General features: G+C 41.8%; 17 protein-coding genes. 6 read left to right on the top strand and 11 right to left on the bottom strand.

Going from position 1 to position 18,342, the window contains the following annotated elements; translation table 11 throughout:
• Window positions 1-8 precede the first annotated feature (8 nt).
• From CLV32_RS01465 to CLV32_RS01455, 3 genes are read right to left on the bottom strand one after another with little or no spacing between them, the layout of a single operon-like run.
• Window positions 9-626: a bifunctional nuclease family protein gene (locus CLV32_RS01465; protein WP_133551663.1), complete on the bottom strand. Its 618-nt coding sequence runs from the start codon at window positions 624-626 to the stop codon at window positions 9-11.
• A 38-nt stretch (window positions 627-664) separates the two neighbouring features.
• A complete protein-coding gene (locus CLV32_RS01460) occupies window positions 665-1,636 on the bottom strand; it encodes an electron transfer flavoprotein subunit alpha/FixB family protein (RefSeq protein ID WP_133551661.1) in 972 nt (323 codons plus the stop codon).
• Window positions 1,637-1,673: 37 nt separating this feature from the next.
• Window positions 1,674-2,411, bottom strand: coding sequence for an electron transfer flavoprotein subunit beta/FixA family protein (locus tag CLV32_RS01455; protein WP_133551659.1), 738 nt, complete (start codon window positions 2,409-2,411; stop codon window positions 1,674-1,676).
• A 73-nt stretch (window positions 2,412-2,484) separates the two neighbouring features.
• Here CLV32_RS01455 and CLV32_RS01450 point away from each other — a divergent pair, with 73 nt between their 5' ends.
• Window positions 2,485-2,793, top strand: a complete 309-nt coding sequence (locus tag CLV32_RS01450; protein WP_317130226.1) for a tetratricopeptide repeat protein — start codon at window positions 2,485-2,487, stop codon at window positions 2,791-2,793.
• A gap of 11 nt (window positions 2,794-2,804) precedes the next feature.
• Window positions 2,805-4,004, top strand: coding sequence for a chromate efflux transporter (gene chrA / locus CLV32_RS01445; protein WP_133551655.1), 1,200 nt, complete (start codon window positions 2,805-2,807; stop codon window positions 4,002-4,004).
• A 4-nt stretch (window positions 4,005-4,008) separates the two neighbouring features.
• Here chrA and dnaB read toward each other — a convergent pair whose 3' ends face one another.
• A complete protein-coding gene (dnaB, locus tag CLV32_RS01440; RefSeq protein WP_133551653.1) occupies window positions 4,009-5,586 on the bottom strand; it encodes a replicative DNA helicase in 1,578 nt (525 codons plus the stop codon).
• A gap of 274 nt (window positions 5,587-5,860) precedes the next feature.
• On the opposite strand from dnaB, the gene rlmB reads away from it, so the two are divergent.
• Window positions 5,861-6,631, top strand: coding sequence for a 23S rRNA (guanosine(2251)-2'-O)-methyltransferase RlmB (gene rlmB / locus CLV32_RS01435; RefSeq protein WP_133551651.1), 771 nt, complete (start codon window positions 5,861-5,863; stop codon window positions 6,629-6,631).
• Here the strand turns inward: rlmB and CLV32_RS01430 are convergent.
• A complete protein-coding gene (locus tag CLV32_RS01430; RefSeq protein WP_133551649.1) occupies window positions 6,628-7,719 on the bottom strand; it encodes a mannose-1-phosphate guanylyltransferase in 1,092 nt (363 codons plus the stop codon). The genes rlmB and CLV32_RS01430 overlap by 4 nt on opposite strands.
• 25 nt (window positions 7,720-7,744) lie before the next feature.
• Window positions 7,745-8,710: a KpsF/GutQ family sugar-phosphate isomerase gene (locus tag CLV32_RS01425; RefSeq protein ID WP_133551647.1), complete on the bottom strand. Its 966-nt coding sequence runs from the start codon at window positions 8,708-8,710 to the stop codon at window positions 7,745-7,747.
• Between the two features lie 89 nt (window positions 8,711-8,799).
• On the opposite strand from CLV32_RS01425, the gene recQ reads away from it, so the two are divergent.
• Together recQ and kdsA are read left to right on the top strand one after the other, a co-directional pair.
• On the top strand, window positions 8,800-10,989 hold the full coding sequence (gene recQ / locus CLV32_RS01420) for a DNA helicase RecQ (RefSeq protein ID WP_133551645.1): 2,190 nt from the start codon (window positions 8,800-8,802) through the stop codon (window positions 10,987-10,989).
• 9 nt (window positions 10,990-10,998) lie between these two features.
• Entirely contained in the window at window positions 10,999-11,814 is an 816-nt protein-coding gene (gene kdsA / locus CLV32_RS01415) for a 3-deoxy-8-phosphooctulonate synthase (protein WP_133551643.1), read from the top strand.
• Between the two features lie 15 nt (window positions 11,815-11,829).
• On the opposite strand, the gene CLV32_RS01410 is transcribed toward kdsA, so the two are convergent.
• Together CLV32_RS01410 and CLV32_RS01405 are read right to left on the bottom strand one after the other, a co-directional pair.
• Complete coding sequence (locus CLV32_RS01410; protein WP_133551641.1) at window positions 11,830-13,725, bottom strand: OmpA family protein; 1,896 nt, start codon at window positions 13,723-13,725, stop codon at window positions 11,830-11,832.
• Window positions 13,726-13,768: 43 nt separating this feature from the next.
• A complete protein-coding gene (locus CLV32_RS01405) occupies window positions 13,769-14,392 on the bottom strand; it encodes a 7-carboxy-7-deazaguanine synthase QueE (protein WP_133551639.1) in 624 nt (207 codons plus the stop codon).
• Between the two features lie 81 nt (window positions 14,393-14,473).
• Here CLV32_RS01405 and CLV32_RS01400 point away from each other — a divergent pair, with 81 nt between their 5' ends.
• Window positions 14,474-14,806, top strand: coding sequence for a Rieske (2Fe-2S) protein (locus CLV32_RS01400; RefSeq protein WP_133551638.1), 333 nt, complete (start codon window positions 14,474-14,476; stop codon window positions 14,804-14,806).
• Here CLV32_RS01400 and CLV32_RS01395 read toward each other — a convergent pair whose 3' ends face one another.
• The 3 genes from CLV32_RS01395 to CLV32_RS01385 are packed head-to-tail and all read right to left on the bottom strand — an operon-like array spanning window position 14,807 to window position 18,332.
• Window positions 14,807-15,688 (bottom strand): bifunctional 5,10-methylenetetrahydrofolate dehydrogenase/5,10-methenyltetrahydrofolate cyclohydrolase, encoded by an 882-nt coding sequence (locus CLV32_RS01395; protein ID WP_133551636.1) that lies wholly within the window; start codon window positions 15,686-15,688, stop codon window positions 14,807-14,809. It abuts the gene before it with no gap.
• A gap of 23 nt (window positions 15,689-15,711) precedes the next feature.
• The gene (gene lepA, locus CLV32_RS01390; RefSeq protein ID WP_133551634.1) at window positions 15,712-17,499 is read right to left on the bottom strand and encodes a translation elongation factor 4; all 1,788 of its coding nucleotides are present in this window, start codon (window positions 17,497-17,499) and stop codon (window positions 15,712-15,714) included.
• Window positions 17,500-17,528: 29 nt separating this feature from the next.
• A complete protein-coding gene (locus CLV32_RS01385) occupies window positions 17,529-18,332 on the bottom strand; it encodes a nitrilase family protein (protein WP_243732208.1) in 804 nt (267 codons plus the stop codon).
• Window positions 18,333-18,342 lie beyond the last annotated feature (10 nt).

Raw genomic sequence — 18,342 nt, 5'->3', positions numbered from 1 at the left:
TTCCGGATTTATTGACCGGAATTCCTTTTATTTAATTCATCACGAATACGCGCCGCTTTCTCATAAGCTTCTTCCGCGAGCGCCTCCTGAAGTTTTTGCTGTAGTTCTTCTACGCTCAGAGACTTATAACCTGATCCGGATATTGGAGTGGGTATTTCCTCGGTTCCGTGCTCTTTAGAAAGGCCCTCCATGTTTTCAAGAAACAAGAAGTCATCACCTTCGATTACTATCCCTGCAGAAGACAAGATAAATTCATAGGTATAGATACTCGCATTAAATCGTACAGCTAATGCAATTGCATCAGAAGTACGTGCGTCAATTTCCTGCAGATTGGTACCGTCAGAGCAAATCAATTTTGCAAAGAACACACCATCTACAAGATTATAAATTAGTATTTCTCGTACCTCGATATGATAAGCCTCAGCAAATGTTTTGAATAAATCGTGGGTTAAAGGCCTGCTCGGAGTCATTTTCTCCATTTCTATCGCGATAGCCTGTGCTTCAAACGCACCAATTATAATAGGTAGGCGTCTTCTGCCATTTACTTCCCCAAGTACTAGCGCATAGGCACCAGATTGAGTTTGGCTGTAAGATAAACCAACAATGTCTAGTTTTACTTTTTTCATAAGAATGATATCCGCCCGGGAAAACCCGGGCGAATATATTAAGCTTTATGCGCTTTTAACGCCTGAATTAATTTTGGTACTACTTCGAATGCATCGCCAACAATGCCGTAGTCAGCCACCTTAAAGAAAGGTGCCTCAGGATCTTTGTTGATCACAACGATAACTTTTGACGAACTCACACCTGCCAGGTGCTGGATCGCTCCAGAAATACCGATAGCTATATATAAATTCGGACTGATCGCAATTCCTGTCTGTCCAACATGCTCCGAATGTGGTCTCCAGTCTGCATCAGAAACCGGTTTCGAACAAGCTGTTGCCGCACCCAAAAGTGAAGCCAGTTCCTCGATCATTCCCCAATTTTCAGGGCCTTTTAAGCCCCGGCCCGCAGAAACAACCAACTCGGCGTCTGGCAATGAAATTTTGTCTGTAGCGCGCACAATTTCTTTAACAACGGCGGCAAAATCTGTGGATTTTACTTCTGGTGAAAACGATTCAATAACTGCATCAACAGGAGATTCCTTAACGCCAAAAGCATTTGGATTTAAAGCGATCACTTTCGCGTCAGATGTTAATTCTGTAACGGCAAAAGCTTTACCTGAGAAAGCAGTTTTTTTAACGGAAAAAGTACCGCCATCCGTTTTCGGAAGCTCTACTGCACCATCGATCAAACCCGCATTCAATTTAACTGCGATACGCGGAGCCAGTCCCTTTCCGGAAAAAGAATTTGATAACACAACAAGGTTAGCACCTTCTTTCTTTGCTGCTTCGGCAATAATTGAAGCATAAGCCTGGTTGACAAAGTCTTTAAGTTGTGCAGTATTTACCTGAAGTACCTTTGAGGCGCCATATTTTCCCAATTCTTTTAATTCCGATTCATCAACATTCCCTATAGAAATGGCCGTAAGGGTGGTCTCTGCCTGCGCAGCAATCGCTTTCGCATAAGAGACAGCTTCATAAACAGATTTTTTGAACTTGCCATCGGCTTGTTCTACATATACTAAAACTGACATATATCTTTTTTTAGATTTTTATAAGGATTAACAAAAATTAAATCACTTTAGCTTCTGAATGAAGCAGGTCAATTAATTTTTCGGTTTCTTCTGCAGGGACAAGTTTTACAGCGCCACGTGGGGCAGGGGTTTCAAAAGCAATGACTTTACCAACGGTAGCCACTTCTTTAGCCTCTATAACCTGAAGGGGTTTTGTTCTCGCCGACATGATACCACGCATGTTCGGAATTTTGGGCTCAGCAACGCCTTCCGCGCAACTTGCAATGAATTTTCCAGTAACAGTAAGGATTTCTTTTCCACCCTCAATCTCTCGCTCAATAGTTGCAGTATTGCCGTCAAAGTCCAATTTCTTGATAATAGATATAGATGGGATATCCAAAAACTCACCAATCATAGCTGCAACCTGGGCGCCGTTATAATCGATAGATTCACGACCGCATAAGATCATGTCGAAATTATCCGTTTTAGCGTATTCTGCAATCTGATAAGCCGTAAAATAGGCATCCCTTGGGGCTGCATTGATCCTCACCGCGTCATCAGCTCCGATAGCCAAAGCCTTCCTAATCGTCGGATCTGTACTGCTATCTCCAACATTAATCACTGTCACAGTGCCTTTGCCACCTTCACAAAGCTCAATCGCCTTCGATAACGCAATCTCATCATATGGGTTTACAATAAATTGTACACCTGCAGTATTGAATTGTGTATTATCGTTGGTAAAAGTTATTTTTGTAGTCGTGTCCGGCACATTACTGATACAAACTAATATTTTCATAAAAAATGTCTTTTTGCAAATCTAATTAAAAAAGCAGGGATTTAAAATGCAAACTACCCGATTGAACAAGTTAATGGAATTTTTGGAATCCGATCCTAATGACCCCTTTATACTATATGCGCTTGCAACAGAATATAACGTACAAAATGATGTAGAAAAAGCATTAGCCTATTATTTACAATTGATCGATAAACATCCAGATTACGTGGGTACTTATTATCATTTAGGTAAATTGTACGAAAAGCAGCAGCTATCAGAACGCGCCATCCAGATCTATAAAGATGGTATGGTTGCAGCGAGAAGAAAAAACGATAACCATGCATTTTCAGAGCTGCAGGGAGCGTACAATTCTGCTATGGGAATGGATTACGAAGACGACTAAAACGCTGTACTTTGGCCAACAGAAAACTTTTATTTCTCCGCGACGTATTCCTGTTTACTTTGTCAGCATTTGGTGGTGCCCAGGCACATATATCCTTATTGCTGAAGTATTTTGTTAAAGACAGGCCTTATGTGACTGAAGCCGAATTACTTGAGTTAAATGCCCTGGCACAGGTTCTTCCCGGGCCGGCATCAACACAAACTTTAGTTGGAATCGCTTATAAAGTAGGAGGACTCAGACTCTCTATCCTGACCTTTCTCATCTGGATCATACCCTCAGCTGCGGTAATGACATTCGCTGCAATCAGTTATGCAAGATTTGATCATAAAGCAAGGTTTGTAGAGATCCTCAAATATATTCAACCCATTGCGTTGGGTATCGTAGCATATGGTGCTTTTAACCTCGCGCAAAAAGTGCTCTCCTCACAGTTATCCTGGTTCCTGGCCGTTTCGGCTGTTATAGCTACGCTGGTGCTGCGAAATGCCTATGTATTTCCTATGGCAATCCTGATAGGTGGAGTAATATCATCTTCTATAGAAACGCCAAAAGAAGAAACGGAACTCAGAATGAGACTTTTTTCAAACATCAATAGGAAAAAGCTTATTTACTTTTTTGCCGTGCTGATGGCACTGGCCTTGCTTGGTGCCATTATTAATACAACATCCCCTTTCAGTTTGCCAATACGCTTATTCGAGAATTTTTACCGTAACGGGATTTTTATTTTTGGAGGGGGGCAGGTTCTTGTACCGCTCATGTTTACTGAGTTTGTTCAGATGAAACATTATCTGAATCCCTCAGAGTTTTTGTCGGGCTTTGCATTGCAACAGGCCCTTCCCGGCCCAACGTTTTCGTTCACAAGCTATCTCAGCGCCTTAAGTATGAAGAATTTCGGATATGGTGTAGGAGGGCAGGTTGTAGGTGGATTGATCGGCGTGCTCGGAATCAATATCCCCGGACTGATTTTGGTTCTTTTTATTGTTCCTTTTTGGGATGACCTCAAGAAAATTACCCGTATCAAACATTCCCTTTCAGGAATCAATGCGGTAAGCGTGGGCTTTATTGTGGCTGCCTTTATCTTGCTCGTCAGGCCTATCGGTGTCGATGTCCTGTCATTTGCAATCATTGCAACTACCTTTCTTGTTTTAAATTATACCAGAATCAGTCCGCCCTTTATCGTTATTGCCGGAATGATCCTGGGATATTTTTTATAGTTTGCTAGAAGGGTGCATCTTCATCGTGCATATCATCCATACGCGAAGGCTTGATGATTACATTGCCAAAGTTGCGGTCAAAATCAGCCGATGGTTGCATGCCTGCTCCTGGACTTTCTGCTGCAAATGAATTTGGTGGCATAAAGTCTTCTTCCAGATCTGCAAACTTAACATACTTACCAATAAATCTTAATGGAACAATACCTGTTTCACCATTTCTGTGTTTTGCGATGATAACCTCTCCAACACCTGCCTGTGAACGACCTTGTTCATCTTCCATAATACCATAATATTCCGGTCTATATAAAAACAAAACCATATCGGCATCCTGCTCAATAGAGCCTGACTCCCTCAAATCCGATAGTAATGGTCGCTTTCCATTTTGTCCAGGCCTGTTTTCTACCGCACGACTCAACTGAGAAAGTGCGAGTACCGGAACGTCGAGTTCTTTAGCTACTGACTTTAATGCCCTGGAAATACTACCAATTTCCTGCTCCCTGTTTCCTCCGCCACTCTGCCCTTCACCCTTGCCGTGCATCAATTGCAAGTAATCGATGATAATCATCTGTATATCATACTGCGATTTAAGCCTACGGCATTTCGCTCTGAATTCAAAAATATTCAGTGCAGGAGTATCATCAATCAGTAAAGGCGCTTCTGTTAAAGAACCGATCTTACTATGCAGCTGCTGCCATTCCCACTCCGCAAGATTTCCTTTACGAATTTTCTCCTGCTCGATTTCTGTTTCTCCGGAAATCAAACGATTAACGAGCTGTACAGACGACATCTCTAAAGAGAATACAACTACCGGTCGCTTAAATTCTACGGAAGCATTTCGCGCACAGGTAAGTACAAATGCAGTCTTTCCCATCGCAGGACGTGCCGCAATAATTACTAAATCCGACTTCTGCCAGCCACCGGTGATGCGGTCAAGCGCGGTAAAACCGGACGGCACACCCGTCAAACCATCAGTTTTTGTGCGAAGTTCCTCAAGCGTAGCTAGCGACTGCTTGATGATCTCGTCCATTTTCTGAGTATCCCTCCGTAAGTTGTTTTGTGCAATGTCAAATAGATTCTTCTCTGCATGATCCAACAAATCAAAAATATCTGTTGTATCCTCGTAAGCATTCTGAATGATCTCAGAGGAGATCCTGATTAGTTCACGCTGGATATATTTCTGAGATATAATCCGGGCATGGTACTCAATGTTTGCCGCAGACGCAACTCTATTCGTTAAGTTGGTAATGTAATACGCGCCGCCTACCATCTCCAGTAAGCCCAGATTTCGTAACTCAGAAGTTACAGTAAGGATGTCAACAGGCTTAGACTTCTGAAAAAGTTGTTGTATCGCCTCGAAGATTTTTTTATGCGCTTCGTCGTAAAAAACCTCAGGTTTGAGAATGTCAATTACGGTCGATAATGCATCTTTTTCCAACATCAGGGCGCCCAAAACAGCTTGTTCTAAATCAGTTGCCTGAGGCGGGATTTTGCCTAAAGTACTCGTGGTATTTGTTAGCCTGTTCTTCCGCGCAGTGAAATTTGTTTTCTCCTGTTGTCCCTGTGTTCCGTTATCCGTACTCATGTTACAAAATTAGATAAAAATACGCTCTCGAAGGGAATTCTTTCTTAACATTCGTTCATGTTTAAATAGTGTAACTCCGTTCCTGTTTGGGGTAATATTGCTTATTTCTTAACAGTTTGATGTTGATAAACAAGGTGGTACGATTCATGACAACACGCTACTACCCGATGTACTCTTAAAAAAAATATGTCATCGATCTACAATACCAACTAAATTCAATAGTATACCTGAAATACTTTAAATTCAAGTATTTTTGCAAAATAATAAGTAGCGAATGGATAACCCGAGGAGGCCGCAGAGGCCAAAAGAAAATAACGAATTTATATTTGGCATCAGAGCTGTAATCGAGGCCATCAGAGCCGGAAAAGAAATTGAGAGCATATACCTGCAACGGAGTATCAATGGTGAGCTGATTGCTGAACTTAAAGGTGTGTTGAGAGAGGTAGATGCACCGGTGCATCACGTGCCTGTAGAGAAGCTGAACAGAATGACAACTAAAAATCATCAGGGTGTAATTGCCGTTGTTTCAGCAATTACTTTTCAGAAAATTGAAGATATCATCCCAACGATCTACGAAAAAGGCGAAACGCCATTAATCTTAATATTAGACGGCATCACAGACGTTAGGAATATGGGGGCTATCGCGCGGACTGCAGCTTGTGCAGGTGTGCATGCCATCGTTTTACCTACTAAAAACTCGGCTCAAATAAACGCGGATGCTATTAAAACCAGTGCCGGGGCATTATTCTCCATTCCCGTTTGCAGACATGCCAACTTGCACAAAACAGCGCAATATCTTCAGGAATGCGGGTTACAGATTGTTGCTTGTACAGAAAAAACAAGCGATTTGATTTATGTTCCTGACTATACAGCGCCAACAGCAATTGTGATGGGAGCGGAAGACGAAGGTATATCACACGAAATCATGCGGATGGCGAATCATTTGGCCAAAATCCCCATGTTTGGAGAAATTGGCTCTTTAAACGTTTCAGTGTCTACTGGTATTATATTATACGAAGCAATAAGGCAACGTAATCCTGCTTAAATAAACTTTGTTCCAAATCTGGATTTTACATCGGCAACGATTTTTTTTACACTCTGTTCTTCAGCTCTTGGACAGATGAGCAGAGTGTTATTGGACTCAACAACGATATAGTCGTGAAGGCCTTGAAGGATTACCAGTTTCTCGTGAGGGACGTTAACCATGCAGTTCGATGAGTCAAACATGATCACCTGTTCTGATGGTATTACCGCATTGCCCACGTAGTCTTTCTCCGCCATGTCATAGATAGAAGCCCAGGTGCCCAGGTCAGACCAGCCAAAATCAGTAGGTAATACGTATACATTGTCCGCTTTCTCCATGATAGCGAAATCTATGGAGATATTGGTGCATTGTTGATACGCATCGCCTATAAACCCGCCTTCGTCAATCGTATTGTATACGGATTGACCCGCCTGGAAAATATCAAACATATCAGGAAGGTGTTTCCGGAAAGCGTTATTGATGGATTTTGCCGACCAGATAAAAATCCCGGCATTCCAAAGGAAATCACCGCTTTGTATAAAAGATTTCGCCAGGTCAAGATTTGGCTTCTCCGTAAAAAGCTTTACTTTATGAATCTTAGGGTCGGAAGCAAGGGTATTATCTACATATTGAATATAGCCGTATCCGGTATCGGGTCTGCTCGGCTTTATGCCTAGTGTAATCAAACAATCATTCGAAGAAGCAGCAGCTAGTGCCTCATCAATCGCAGCAACAAATCCATCCTGATCTGCAATTGTGTGATCAGAAGGCGCAACAACAATTGTCGCATTGGGATTCAGTTCCGCAATTTTCATTGAGCCATAGGCGATGCAGGGTGCTGTATTTCTCATAATAGGCTCAGCCAGAATCTGATTATCACTCAATTCAGGTAGTTGTTTTTTAATGAGCTCTATATAAATTTCATTGGTTACGATAAAAATGTTCTCTGGTGGACAAATTCTAAGAAAACGTTCGTAAGTGCTTTGTATCAGTGTTTTGCCGACGCCAAAAAAGTCGATGAACTGCTTCGGGTGTTCTGTTCTGCTTACCGGCCAAAAACGGCTGCCGACACCGCCGGCCATAATTAGCGCAAAGTTGTCTTTATTCATGTTTAACTTATCGAAATAATTCTTTCTAAATAATTCCCTCCTGCAATAGATCATGTACATGCACCAATCCATAGTAGGCGTCCTGTTCTGTGATCAGCAATTGTGTGATGTTTTTCTCCCTGATCAACGCTAATGCCGTTGTTGCCAGTACATCTTTATCAATCTGCTTTGGATTTACACTCATGATATCCCTTGCCTTGAGGTCGAGCAAATTACTATGTTTTTCTAACATTCTACGTATGTCTCCGTCAGTAATTATCCCCAGGATCGATTTATGCTCAATTACCACAACAGCGCCAAGTCTGTTTTGGCTGATCTCGATGATTACATCCTTAATCGATGCTTCGGGCAAAATGCTCGGTTTCTGATTTTTAAGTGCCAATTCACCCACTTTGAGGTATAACTTTTTTCCCAGCGAACCTCCGGGATGAAATTTTGCAAAATCATCTTCATTAAAAGCTCTGCTATGCAGCAGGCATACCGCCAGCGCATCACCCATAGCGAGTTGTGCCGTGGTACTCGTAGTAGGTGCAAGGTTATTTGGACATGCTTCCTTAGCAACATAGGTATTCAGTACCAGGTCTGCCTGTTTCGCCAGGTCAGACTCCATAACTCCGACCATTCCGATCAATAAATTGCCGGCTTGTTTAAGATAAGGTGCAAGTACTTTTATCTCCGGCGTATTGCCGCTCTTGGAAATACATATGATGATGTCGTTTTTCTGAATCATGCCCAGGTCACCATGTACAGCATCGCCAGCATGCATAAAGATAGCGGGAGTGCCCGTGGAGTTAAATGTCGCTACGATTTTTTGCGCAATGATAGCGCTTTTGCCAACTCCGGTAACGATCACACGACCCGCACTCTCCAAAATAGCAAGTACTGCCTTATGAAAATCAGCGTTTATATTGGGGATTAAGTTTAAAATTGCCTCAGCTTCGAGTTGTAAAGTGTTGACCCCAACTTCTAAAATCGATTTTTTACTTTTCAAAGAGAATTATTTAGTATCTTAATGCTTTAATTACTGCAAAATTATGTTATTTTGAATCAAAAATAGCACTGAATATTTTAGTACACAAAATGGACGTGAAAAAGTCGTTGTTTGACAACTTACAGACCTTTTTTGGGTTTGATAATTTTAAAGGTGATCAGGAGCCGATCATCACCAATGTTCTTGAAAGGAAGAACACCTTTGTCATCATGCCTACTGGTGGTGGCAAGTCGATATGTTACCAGCTACCAGCCTTAATGAACGAGGGTACCGCCATCGTCATCTCACCCTTGATTGCCCTGATGAAAAATCAGGTCGATCAACTGCGCGCATTTGGCGGCAGTGATAGCATAGCACATTTTCTTAATTCTTCGCTTAATAAAACTGAAATCACACAGGTTAAAACAGACCTTTTAAGTGGGCAGACCAAATTATTATACGTAGCACCAGAATCCCTTTCTAAACCGGATAATATTGAGTTTCTCCGTTTAATAAAGATTTCCTTTGTTGCAGTAGATGAAGCACATTGTATCTCTGAATGGGGACACGATTTCAGGCCTGAATATCGAAAGATACGTCAGGTAATCAGTGGCCTTGGCGATGATATCCCAATCATTGCGCTAACAGCAACAGCTACACCCAAGGTGCAGCAGGATATTATCAAAAATCTTCAGATGAGTGATGCTACACTCTTCAAGTCATCATTTAACAGGCCAAACCTCTTTTATGAAATCCGTCCTAAAAGGGACGTTCTTAAAGAAATCATTCGCTACATTAAACAGAATACGGGGAAATCAGGAATTATTTATTGCCTTAGCCGCAAAAAAGTTGAAGAAGTTGCAGAGGCACTTAACCTAAATGGTATCAAGGCACTGCCATATCATGCCGGTCTGGAGCCAAAGGTTCGTGCAGATACACAGGATAAATTCCTAATGGAAGATGTAGAAGTTATTGTAGCAACGATTGCTTTTGGAATGGGTATCGATAAACCCGATGTGCGATTTGTAATCCACCATGATATTCCTAAAAGTATGGAAGGATACTACCAGGAAACTGGTCGTGCCGGCCGTGATGGTGGAGAAGGGGTATGCATTGCCTTTTATGCGCAGAAAGATGTAGACAAGCTGGCTAAATTTATGAAAGATAAGCCTGTTTCTGAACGTGAAATAGGAACACAGATCCTTAAGGAGGTGATCGACTACGCTGAATCTGGTGTCTGCCGCAGAAAACAAATCCTTCATTACTTTGGTGAGAACTTCAACGAAACAGGCTGTAATTGTATGTGTGATAACTGCAAAAAGCCGAAAACGCATTTTGAAGCCGAAACGCATCTGAGAGAGCTGTTGGTGCTGATCAAGAATATAGGTGAGAAGTTTGATGATACGCATATCCTCAATATCCTTATGGGATCTGAAACAGCACAAACCATCGCGTACGAACACAGTAAGCTTAAAGAATTCGGCCTTGGTAAAATAGAAGGAGAGAACCTCTGGAAATCGTTGATCCGCCAGGCAGTGCTAAACAACTTCTTGTCGAAAGATATAGATAACTATGGTCTGCTGGGCCTGACAAATTCCGGGCGCAATTTCATAGAAAATCCATACAGCCTTAAATTTATCCTGAACGAACCAATCGAAAGTGCCGCAAGTGATGATGAAGATGATGTAAAACATGGTTCAGGTGTACTGGACACCCAGTTACTTCAATTGCTTAAAGATCTTCGTAAAAAGATTGCACGACAAAAAAATGTACCTCCATTTGTTGTATTCCAGGATCCATCACTCGAAGAAATGTGCACGCATTACCCGGTTGTGCTTGACGAATTGAAACAGATTTCAGGAGTAGGGCATGGTAAAGCATTTAAATTTGGTGGTCCTTTTATTGAGCTTATCAAGAAATATGTAGAGGATAATGACATCGAAAGACCAGTAGACCTCATCATTAAAACGCAGGCCAATAAATCTCAACTTAAGGTGTCCATCATTCAGAATGTTGACAGGCAGATTGGACTGGAAGATATCGCTAAATCAAAAGGTATTACATATTTCGAAATCCTCAAGGAAATTGAAGCTATTGTCAATTCAGGCACCAAATTGAATCTTAATTATTTTGTAGATGAGGTGTTGGACGACGACAGGCAGGATGAGGTTTTCGATTACTTCCGTTCAGCTGAGAATGACTCAATAGATGAAGCGCTGAAAGACTTAGGGGAAACAGACTATACACGCGAAGAAATTCAGTTAATGAGAATCAAGTTCATGTCTGAACTTGGTAACTAAACACACCCTATGATCAATTTTGAATTAGAAAAACTAAAATATACCCAGTCGGGAAATTTCTTCCTGATGGCGGGGCCCTGTGCAATTGAAGGTGAAGAAATTGCCCTTCGCATTGCTGAACGCATCGTCACGATTACTGACAAACTGAACATTCCCTATATCTTTAAAGGCTCGTACCGTAAAGCCAATAGATCTAAAGGCAGTTCATTTACCGGCATTGGTGATGAAAAGGCACTAAAGATATTAGAGAAAGTAGGACGCGAATTTGGTGTTCCTACAGTTACAGATATCCACGAAAGTGCTGAGGCAGCAATGGCGGCGGCCTATGTAGATGTTTTACAGATCCCTGCTTTCTTATGCAGACAAACAGATTTGTTAATTGCTGCGGCAGAAACAGGTAAAGTCGTTAATGTTAAGAAAGGACAATTCCTGTCGGCAGGATCTATGAAATTTGCTGTGGATAAAGTTGTTGAAGCCGGAAATAACCGTGTTATCTTAACGGATAGGGGTAATACCTTCGGCTATCAGGATCTAATTGTTGACTATCGTGGTCTTCCTGAAATGCAAGAATTTGGTGTTCCCGTAGTAATGGATTGTACACACTCCCTGCAGCAGCCCAACCAAAGTTCTGGAGTAACAGGCGGAAAACCTGCACTGATAGGTACAATTGCTAAAGCAGCGATTGCCGTTGGTGCTGATGGTCTTTTTATCGAAACGCATCCCGATCCTGCACATGCCAAATCAGACGGCGCTAACATGTTGCATCTCGATAACCTTGAAGAGTTATTGGTACAACTAATAAAAATCAGAAAAGCCATTAGCTAATGGCTTTTCTGATCTCTATATTTTTGTAATTAAAAAGCTCGTTCTCCTGTTCTGCTTTCGCCCTGCTTCCGTACCGTTGTCTGCAATAGGTTTTGAGGCGCCAAAACCAGTATGACTAAGTCTTTCCGGATCTATCTGCTGACTGATCAAATAGTCGTAAACCGCCTTAGCTCTGTTATCCGATAATTGACTGTTTTGATCTGCTACACCCGTATTGTCTGTATGACCCTGGATTTCGATGCATACTGTCGGATTTACTTTTAATAAATCTATCAGTGTGTTCAATTCAGTAATTGATGTAGGCAATAAATCAAACTTATTGACGTCAAAAAAGATATTTTTCAGCGTCAGATTAGTTCCAACTTTAATCCTTTCCAGGTTTATCTCCAACTCATACGGCTTATCAAATGTTGCGTCCTTCAATTCAAAATTGTCCGAATAAAAGATGTATCCGTCAGATGATACATTAAATACATAATTGCTGCCCAATGGCATCACCGCAAGAAATGTTCCTGTCTCTTCTGATGTAAAATCATTGAATTTTGTTTCTTTAGTCTTGGTATCTACCACAAGAACCAATGATTCCAAAGTTTCCTTTGTTATTTTATCCTTGACGGTGCCTTTCACATAAGTAACCTTACCCGGTTTCGCAGCGTCGGGCATGTTGAACTTGTAGATATCCATATCCCCAAATCCGCCAACTAAATTGGACGAAAAGAAGCCGAGTTTACCATCTGCACTTACTATCAGGCCATTCTCTTCATTAAATGTGTTTATTGGATAACCCAGGTTAATCGGCGTACTCCAATGATCACCGTCCCTGTGACTCAGAAATATATCTTTATCACCAAAACCCGGCCAGCCATCGGAAGCAAAGTATAACGTTTTACCATCAGGATGAATAAAGGGTGTATTTTCGTCGTAAGGTGTATTGACTTCTGGCCCGAGGTTGACCGCTTTACTCCAGGTGCCCTCAGCACTGAGCATGCTTTTCCAGATATCATACCCGCCAAGTCCACCCGGGCGGTTGCTTACAAAATATAGGGTGTTTCCATCTGGACTAATTGCAGGTTGGGAATCCCAGTGTGGGCTGTTTACTGTTTCACCTAAGTTAAATGGCGTATCCCAGTCTTTTCCTTTTTTATGACTAACGTAAATATCACAGCTTCCCGCACCATCAGGTCGGTTACAGCCAGTAAAATAAAGGTACATGCCGTCAGGAGAAATAGATTGTGCTCCTTCATTGTATTTTTTGGTATTAATAACCGTACTCATTGGCTTAGCGGTAGTCCAGCTACCACTGCTGTTCTTCTCCGATAGAAAAAAATCTTCATTACCGTCGATAACACGGCTGAAAATTAGCGTACTTCCGTCAGCGGTAAGTGCAGGAAAATAATCCCGATAACTGGAATTGATCTCGGCTCCCATATTTAAAGGCTCGTATTTTTGAGGATGCTGCTTTGCCTGAATAGCAAAATTGCAGTCGATGAGATATTTCTTTGCCTTTACCAATAGCTCAGGATTGGCGCCAGAGACAATAAATTGCTGGTAATGTGTTTTAGCGTTAGCATAATCTCCGGTATGTAATTCTACATCCGCTAAAAAATAATATACTCTCGGATCAGGGCTCGACGTAATAGCGAGTACTTTGAGGTACGCCTGTTTTGCACTGTCGAATTTCCGCAGTCTGCGGTAAACATCTCCAATCTGAATGTATGCAGACTGGAATTTAGGATCGGCATCCACTGCCGACTGCAATAATTGCAGTGCCGTGTCATACGACTGGTTTTTTAAACTTTCTTGTGCCTTATCAAACTGCTTCTGAGCACCCGATATGGTTGATTTCTCCTGCGCATAACTTGCAGCGCCAAAGATGACAAGGAAGCAAATAAAAAATACAGATTTGCACATTCGCTATTCGGTTATACGTAAATATAGCGAGAAGCAAGGAATATTAAGGAATGTTAAGATATTTATGTGTTTGCAGCGAAATCTCCCATTTTGGATTGGCCATTACGTAATCGATGATCAGCGGGGTAATCTCTTTTGACTTAGACCATTCAGGTTGTAAATACAATTTGCAGGTGTCTGAAACCGTAGCGGCATATTGCTCAGCCCAGGCAAAATCACTTTTATTGAATACAATTACCTTCAATTCATTTGCAAATGGAGTGATATCTGGCCTTGGCGCTTTAAATTTCTTTGGCGACAAACAGATCCAGTCCCAGCTTCCTGAAAGGGGATATGCACCAGACGTTTCAATAAATGTCAGAATATTTCTCTCTTTCAACCGCGCAGTTAGATAATCCAGATTGTAGATCAAAGGCTCGCCACCCGTGATTACCACAGCTTTACCAGGAAAGGTATCGGCCTTGGCGGCAATATCATCAGAAAGTGTTAATGGATGTAAATCGGCATCCCAGCTCTCCTTAACATCGCACCAATGGCAGCCCACGTCACATCCACCCAGCCTGATAAAATATGCTGCCTTACCGGTGTTGTAACCCTCTCCCTGAATGGTATAAAATTCTTCCATTAAGGGAAGTAACGTTCCGTCTGTTGGTATTTGATGTGCCATAGTATTAAGCGGGCAAAGTTAAATAAAATATCATCCCTAAATGGGATATTCTGTACCTTAGGTTTGTTTAATGACCAATCTATGAAGAAGTGGCAGAAAGTGGAAACGCAAGTCCCAGACACAGATTTTGTAATGCAGGTAGTAGCAGCAGGAAAAAAACTTTGCCTCATAAGGGATGAAAACCGTTTATTCGCCGTTCAGAACACGTGCCCACATGCTGGAGGCATACTTTCAGGAGGTTGGTGTAAGCATGGGCAAATTGTTTGCCCCATCCACCGATACACTTACAACCTTCAAAATGGGAGAGGAGCAGCAGGTCAGGGAGACGCTATCCGCACCTATGCTGTAGAACAACGCGTAGATGGGATTTATGTAGAGCTCGCTGAAAGCTGGTTTAAAAGTCTGTTCAGCTGATTAAGGGTAGATCTCTTTCTTGGCAGAAGCCAGGGTGTTTTTCAACAGACCTACGATCGTCATCAGCCCAACACCACCAGGTACCGGAGTAATCCATGATGCTTTAGGAGCTACATTTTCAAAATCAACATCACCATATAATTTATATCCCGACTTGGTAAGCGTAGAGGTTTCTCTGTTGATACCCACATCAATGATGATAGCACCTGGTTTAACCATATCAGCTGTAACAAAATTCTTTTTGCCAATGGCAGCAACAATAATATCTGCCTGAAGTACTATTTCCTTAAGATCCTTGGTTCTGCTGTGCGTAAGTGTTACCGTACAGTTTCCAGGATTAGCATTTCTTGCCATCAGGATACTCATTGGACTACCTACAATATTACTTCTGCCAACTACAACACAGTGCTTGCCAGCAGTATCAATTTGATAAGCCTCCAGCATCAGCAGGATTCCGTAAGGTGTAGCAGGAATAAAACAAGGTAAGTTACGCATCATCCTCCCCAGATTTACCGGGTGAAAACCATCAACATCCTTGCGGTGGTCGATAGTTTCGGTTACTTTTTCAGGATCAATATGTTTAGGCAACGGGAGTTGAACAATTAATCCGTCAACTTCAGCATCAGCATTGATCTCACGGATTTTCTCCAGCAATTCTGCCTCTGTTACAGAAGTATCATACCGTACCAAAGAAGATTTAAAACCAACCTTCTCACAGTTCTTCATTTTGCTCGCTACATAGGTCTCGCTACCGCCGTCGTTACCAACAAGGATAGCGATCAGGTGTGGCTTTCTGCCGCTGCTTTCTAAAAAGTCAGCAGCTTCTTCAGCAATCTGTGTTTTAATATGTTCAGAAGCAAATTTCCCGTCTAGTAATTGCATATTCGTATAAAATGGTCTAGGAATTAGTCAAGTTTAAGAACAGCCATAAATGCAGTCTGTGGAATCTCCACATTTCCTACTTGGCGCATCCGTTTTTTACCCTTTTTTTGTTTTTCAAGTAATTTACGCTTACGTGAAATATCACCACCATAACACTTGGCTGTAACATCTTTACGTAATGCACGTACGTTCTCACGCGCAATTACTTTGGCGCCAATAGATGCCTGGATAGCGATCTCAAACTGTTGTCTTGGAATTAGTTCTCTCAATTTTTCACAAATACGTTTACCGAAATCATAAGAGTTGGCGCGGTGAATCAATGACGACAGTGCGTCAACATGCTCACCATTTAACAAAATGTCCAGACGTACAAGATCTGATTTCCGATACCCAATTTGATGGTAATCAAATGAAGCATATCCTTTAGAAATAGTTTTTAGCTTATCATAGAAATCGAATACAATTTCACCCATAGGAATTTCAAAAACGAGTTCTACACGGTCAGCCGTTAAATAAGACTGATTCACAATGATACCACGTTTCTGAATACAAAGTGACATTACCGGGCCAACAAATTCTGCCTTGGTAATGATATTTGCTTTGATGAAAGGCTCTTCCACATATTCCATTTTACTGGGATCCGGAAGATCTGAAGGATTATTTACAATAATCTCTTCACCGCGTGTAGTCATAGCGACATAAGATACATTGGGTACAGTCGTGATTACTGTCATATCGAATTCGCGTTCCAGACGTTCCTGGATAATCTCCATGTGCAGCATACCCAGGAATCCGCAACGGAAACCAAAGCCCAGCGCAGCCGAACTCTCAGGCTCAAATACAATAGAAGCATCGTTCAGTTGCAACTTGTGCATCGCCTCACGTAATTCTTCAAATTCATCTGTGTCTACGGGGTAGATACCGGCAAAAACCATTGGCTTTACTTCCTCAAAGCCCTGGATAGCATCCATCGATGGACGCGCAACATTGGTAATCGTATCACCAACCTTTACTTCTCTGGCCTCTTTAATACCGGAGATAATATAACCCACATCACCGGTTTTTACCACGGTTTTAGGAAACATATTCAGTTTCAGAACACCTACTTCATCAGCTAAGTATTCCTTTTCTGTATTGATAAACTTTACTTTATCACCTTTTTTGATTTCTCCGTTTACTACTTTATAATAGGCGATAATTCCTCTAAATGAATTAAATACAGAGTCGAAAATCAATGCCTGAAGTGGCGCTTCAGGATCACCCACAGGTGCAGGAACACGATCAATGATCGCCTGAAGAATCGCTTCAATACCCAATCCGGTTTTACCAGAAGCTGGAATGATTTCTTCACGTTTGCAGCCAATAAGATCAATAATCTGATCTTTCACTTCTTCAGGCATAGCACCTGGCAGGTCCATTTTATTCAGAATAGGGATAATTTCCAGATCATGCTCCAATGCCAGATATAAATTGGATATCGTTTGCGCCTGGATACCCTGCGAAGCATCTACAATAAGCAAGGCGCCTTCACAAGCGGCAATGGAACGGGATACCTCATAAGAGAAATCCACGTGTCCGGGAGTATCAATTAGATTGAGCACATACTCCTGACCATCAAGAATGTAGTTCATCTGGATGGCGTGACTTTTAATAGTTATACCGCGTTCACGTTCCAGATCCATGTTATCAAGCAACTGTGCCTGAGACTCCCTTTGCGTGATGGTTTTAGTGAATTCTAATAAACGGTCGGCTAAAGTGCTCTTCCCGTGATCAATGTGTGCTATTATGCAGAAATTACGTATGTGCTTCATCTTTGCGCAAAGATAGGATTTTGCCGTGATTAATTTAATGTAAATTCATCACCGTCCTTGAGGAAGGGGAAAGACCGCCTTATTTTAACCAGGTCAGGGTAGTTGATACTAAAAGTATATAAATCCTCATCTTCTGGTTTATAATAGATCGTGTTTCCCGATGGATCGATGCACATCGAATGCCCGCTGTGATACACCTCATTACCATCATGTCCTACACGATTTACCGCAATTACATAACACTGATTTTCAATAGCACGCGCCGGAATCAGTTGTTTCCAGTGCATTACACGCTTATCAGGCCAGCTCGCAATAACCAGCAGAATGTCATAATCATCGTGTCTGTTGCGCAGCCAGACCGGAAAACGCAGGTCGTAGCAGATCGCCAGCCTAATTTTCCAGCCTTTTAGTTCAACAATTACCTGCTCCTGTCCTGCAGTATAATTCTGGTCTTCCTCACCAAGTCCAAAAAGGTGGTGTTTATCATATTTTTCATAGCTGCCGTCGGGAAGCATCCATACCATCCGGTTGTAATATTTTCCACCGTCCTTAATAATCAGACTTCCGGTTATCACAGCTTCATATTTCCGTGCCATATCTGCCATCCAGACCATCGTTGGTCCGTCTTCAGCTTCAGCTAAATTCTCGGCGTTCATGCTAAAGCCAGTATTGAACATCTCTGGTAACACGATCAGATCTGTATTTTCTTTGACGCCCATCGACAAGCGTAAAGCCAGATTCTGTAAATTTTTGGTTGTATTTTCCCAAAATAAATAGGCCTGAAAAACAGTAACCTTTAAATTCGGTATAGTGAGATAGTTGGGATTTTCCATAATTGATTCG

Source organism: Pedobacter duraquae (assembly GCF_004362245.1).
GTDB classification, from domain to species: domain Bacteria; phylum Bacteroidota; class Bacteroidia; order Sphingobacteriales; family Sphingobacteriaceae; genus Pedobacter; species Pedobacter duraquae.
Note: the sequence above shows the minus strand (reverse complement) of the source record. Positions and strands in the feature narration are given on the sequence as shown.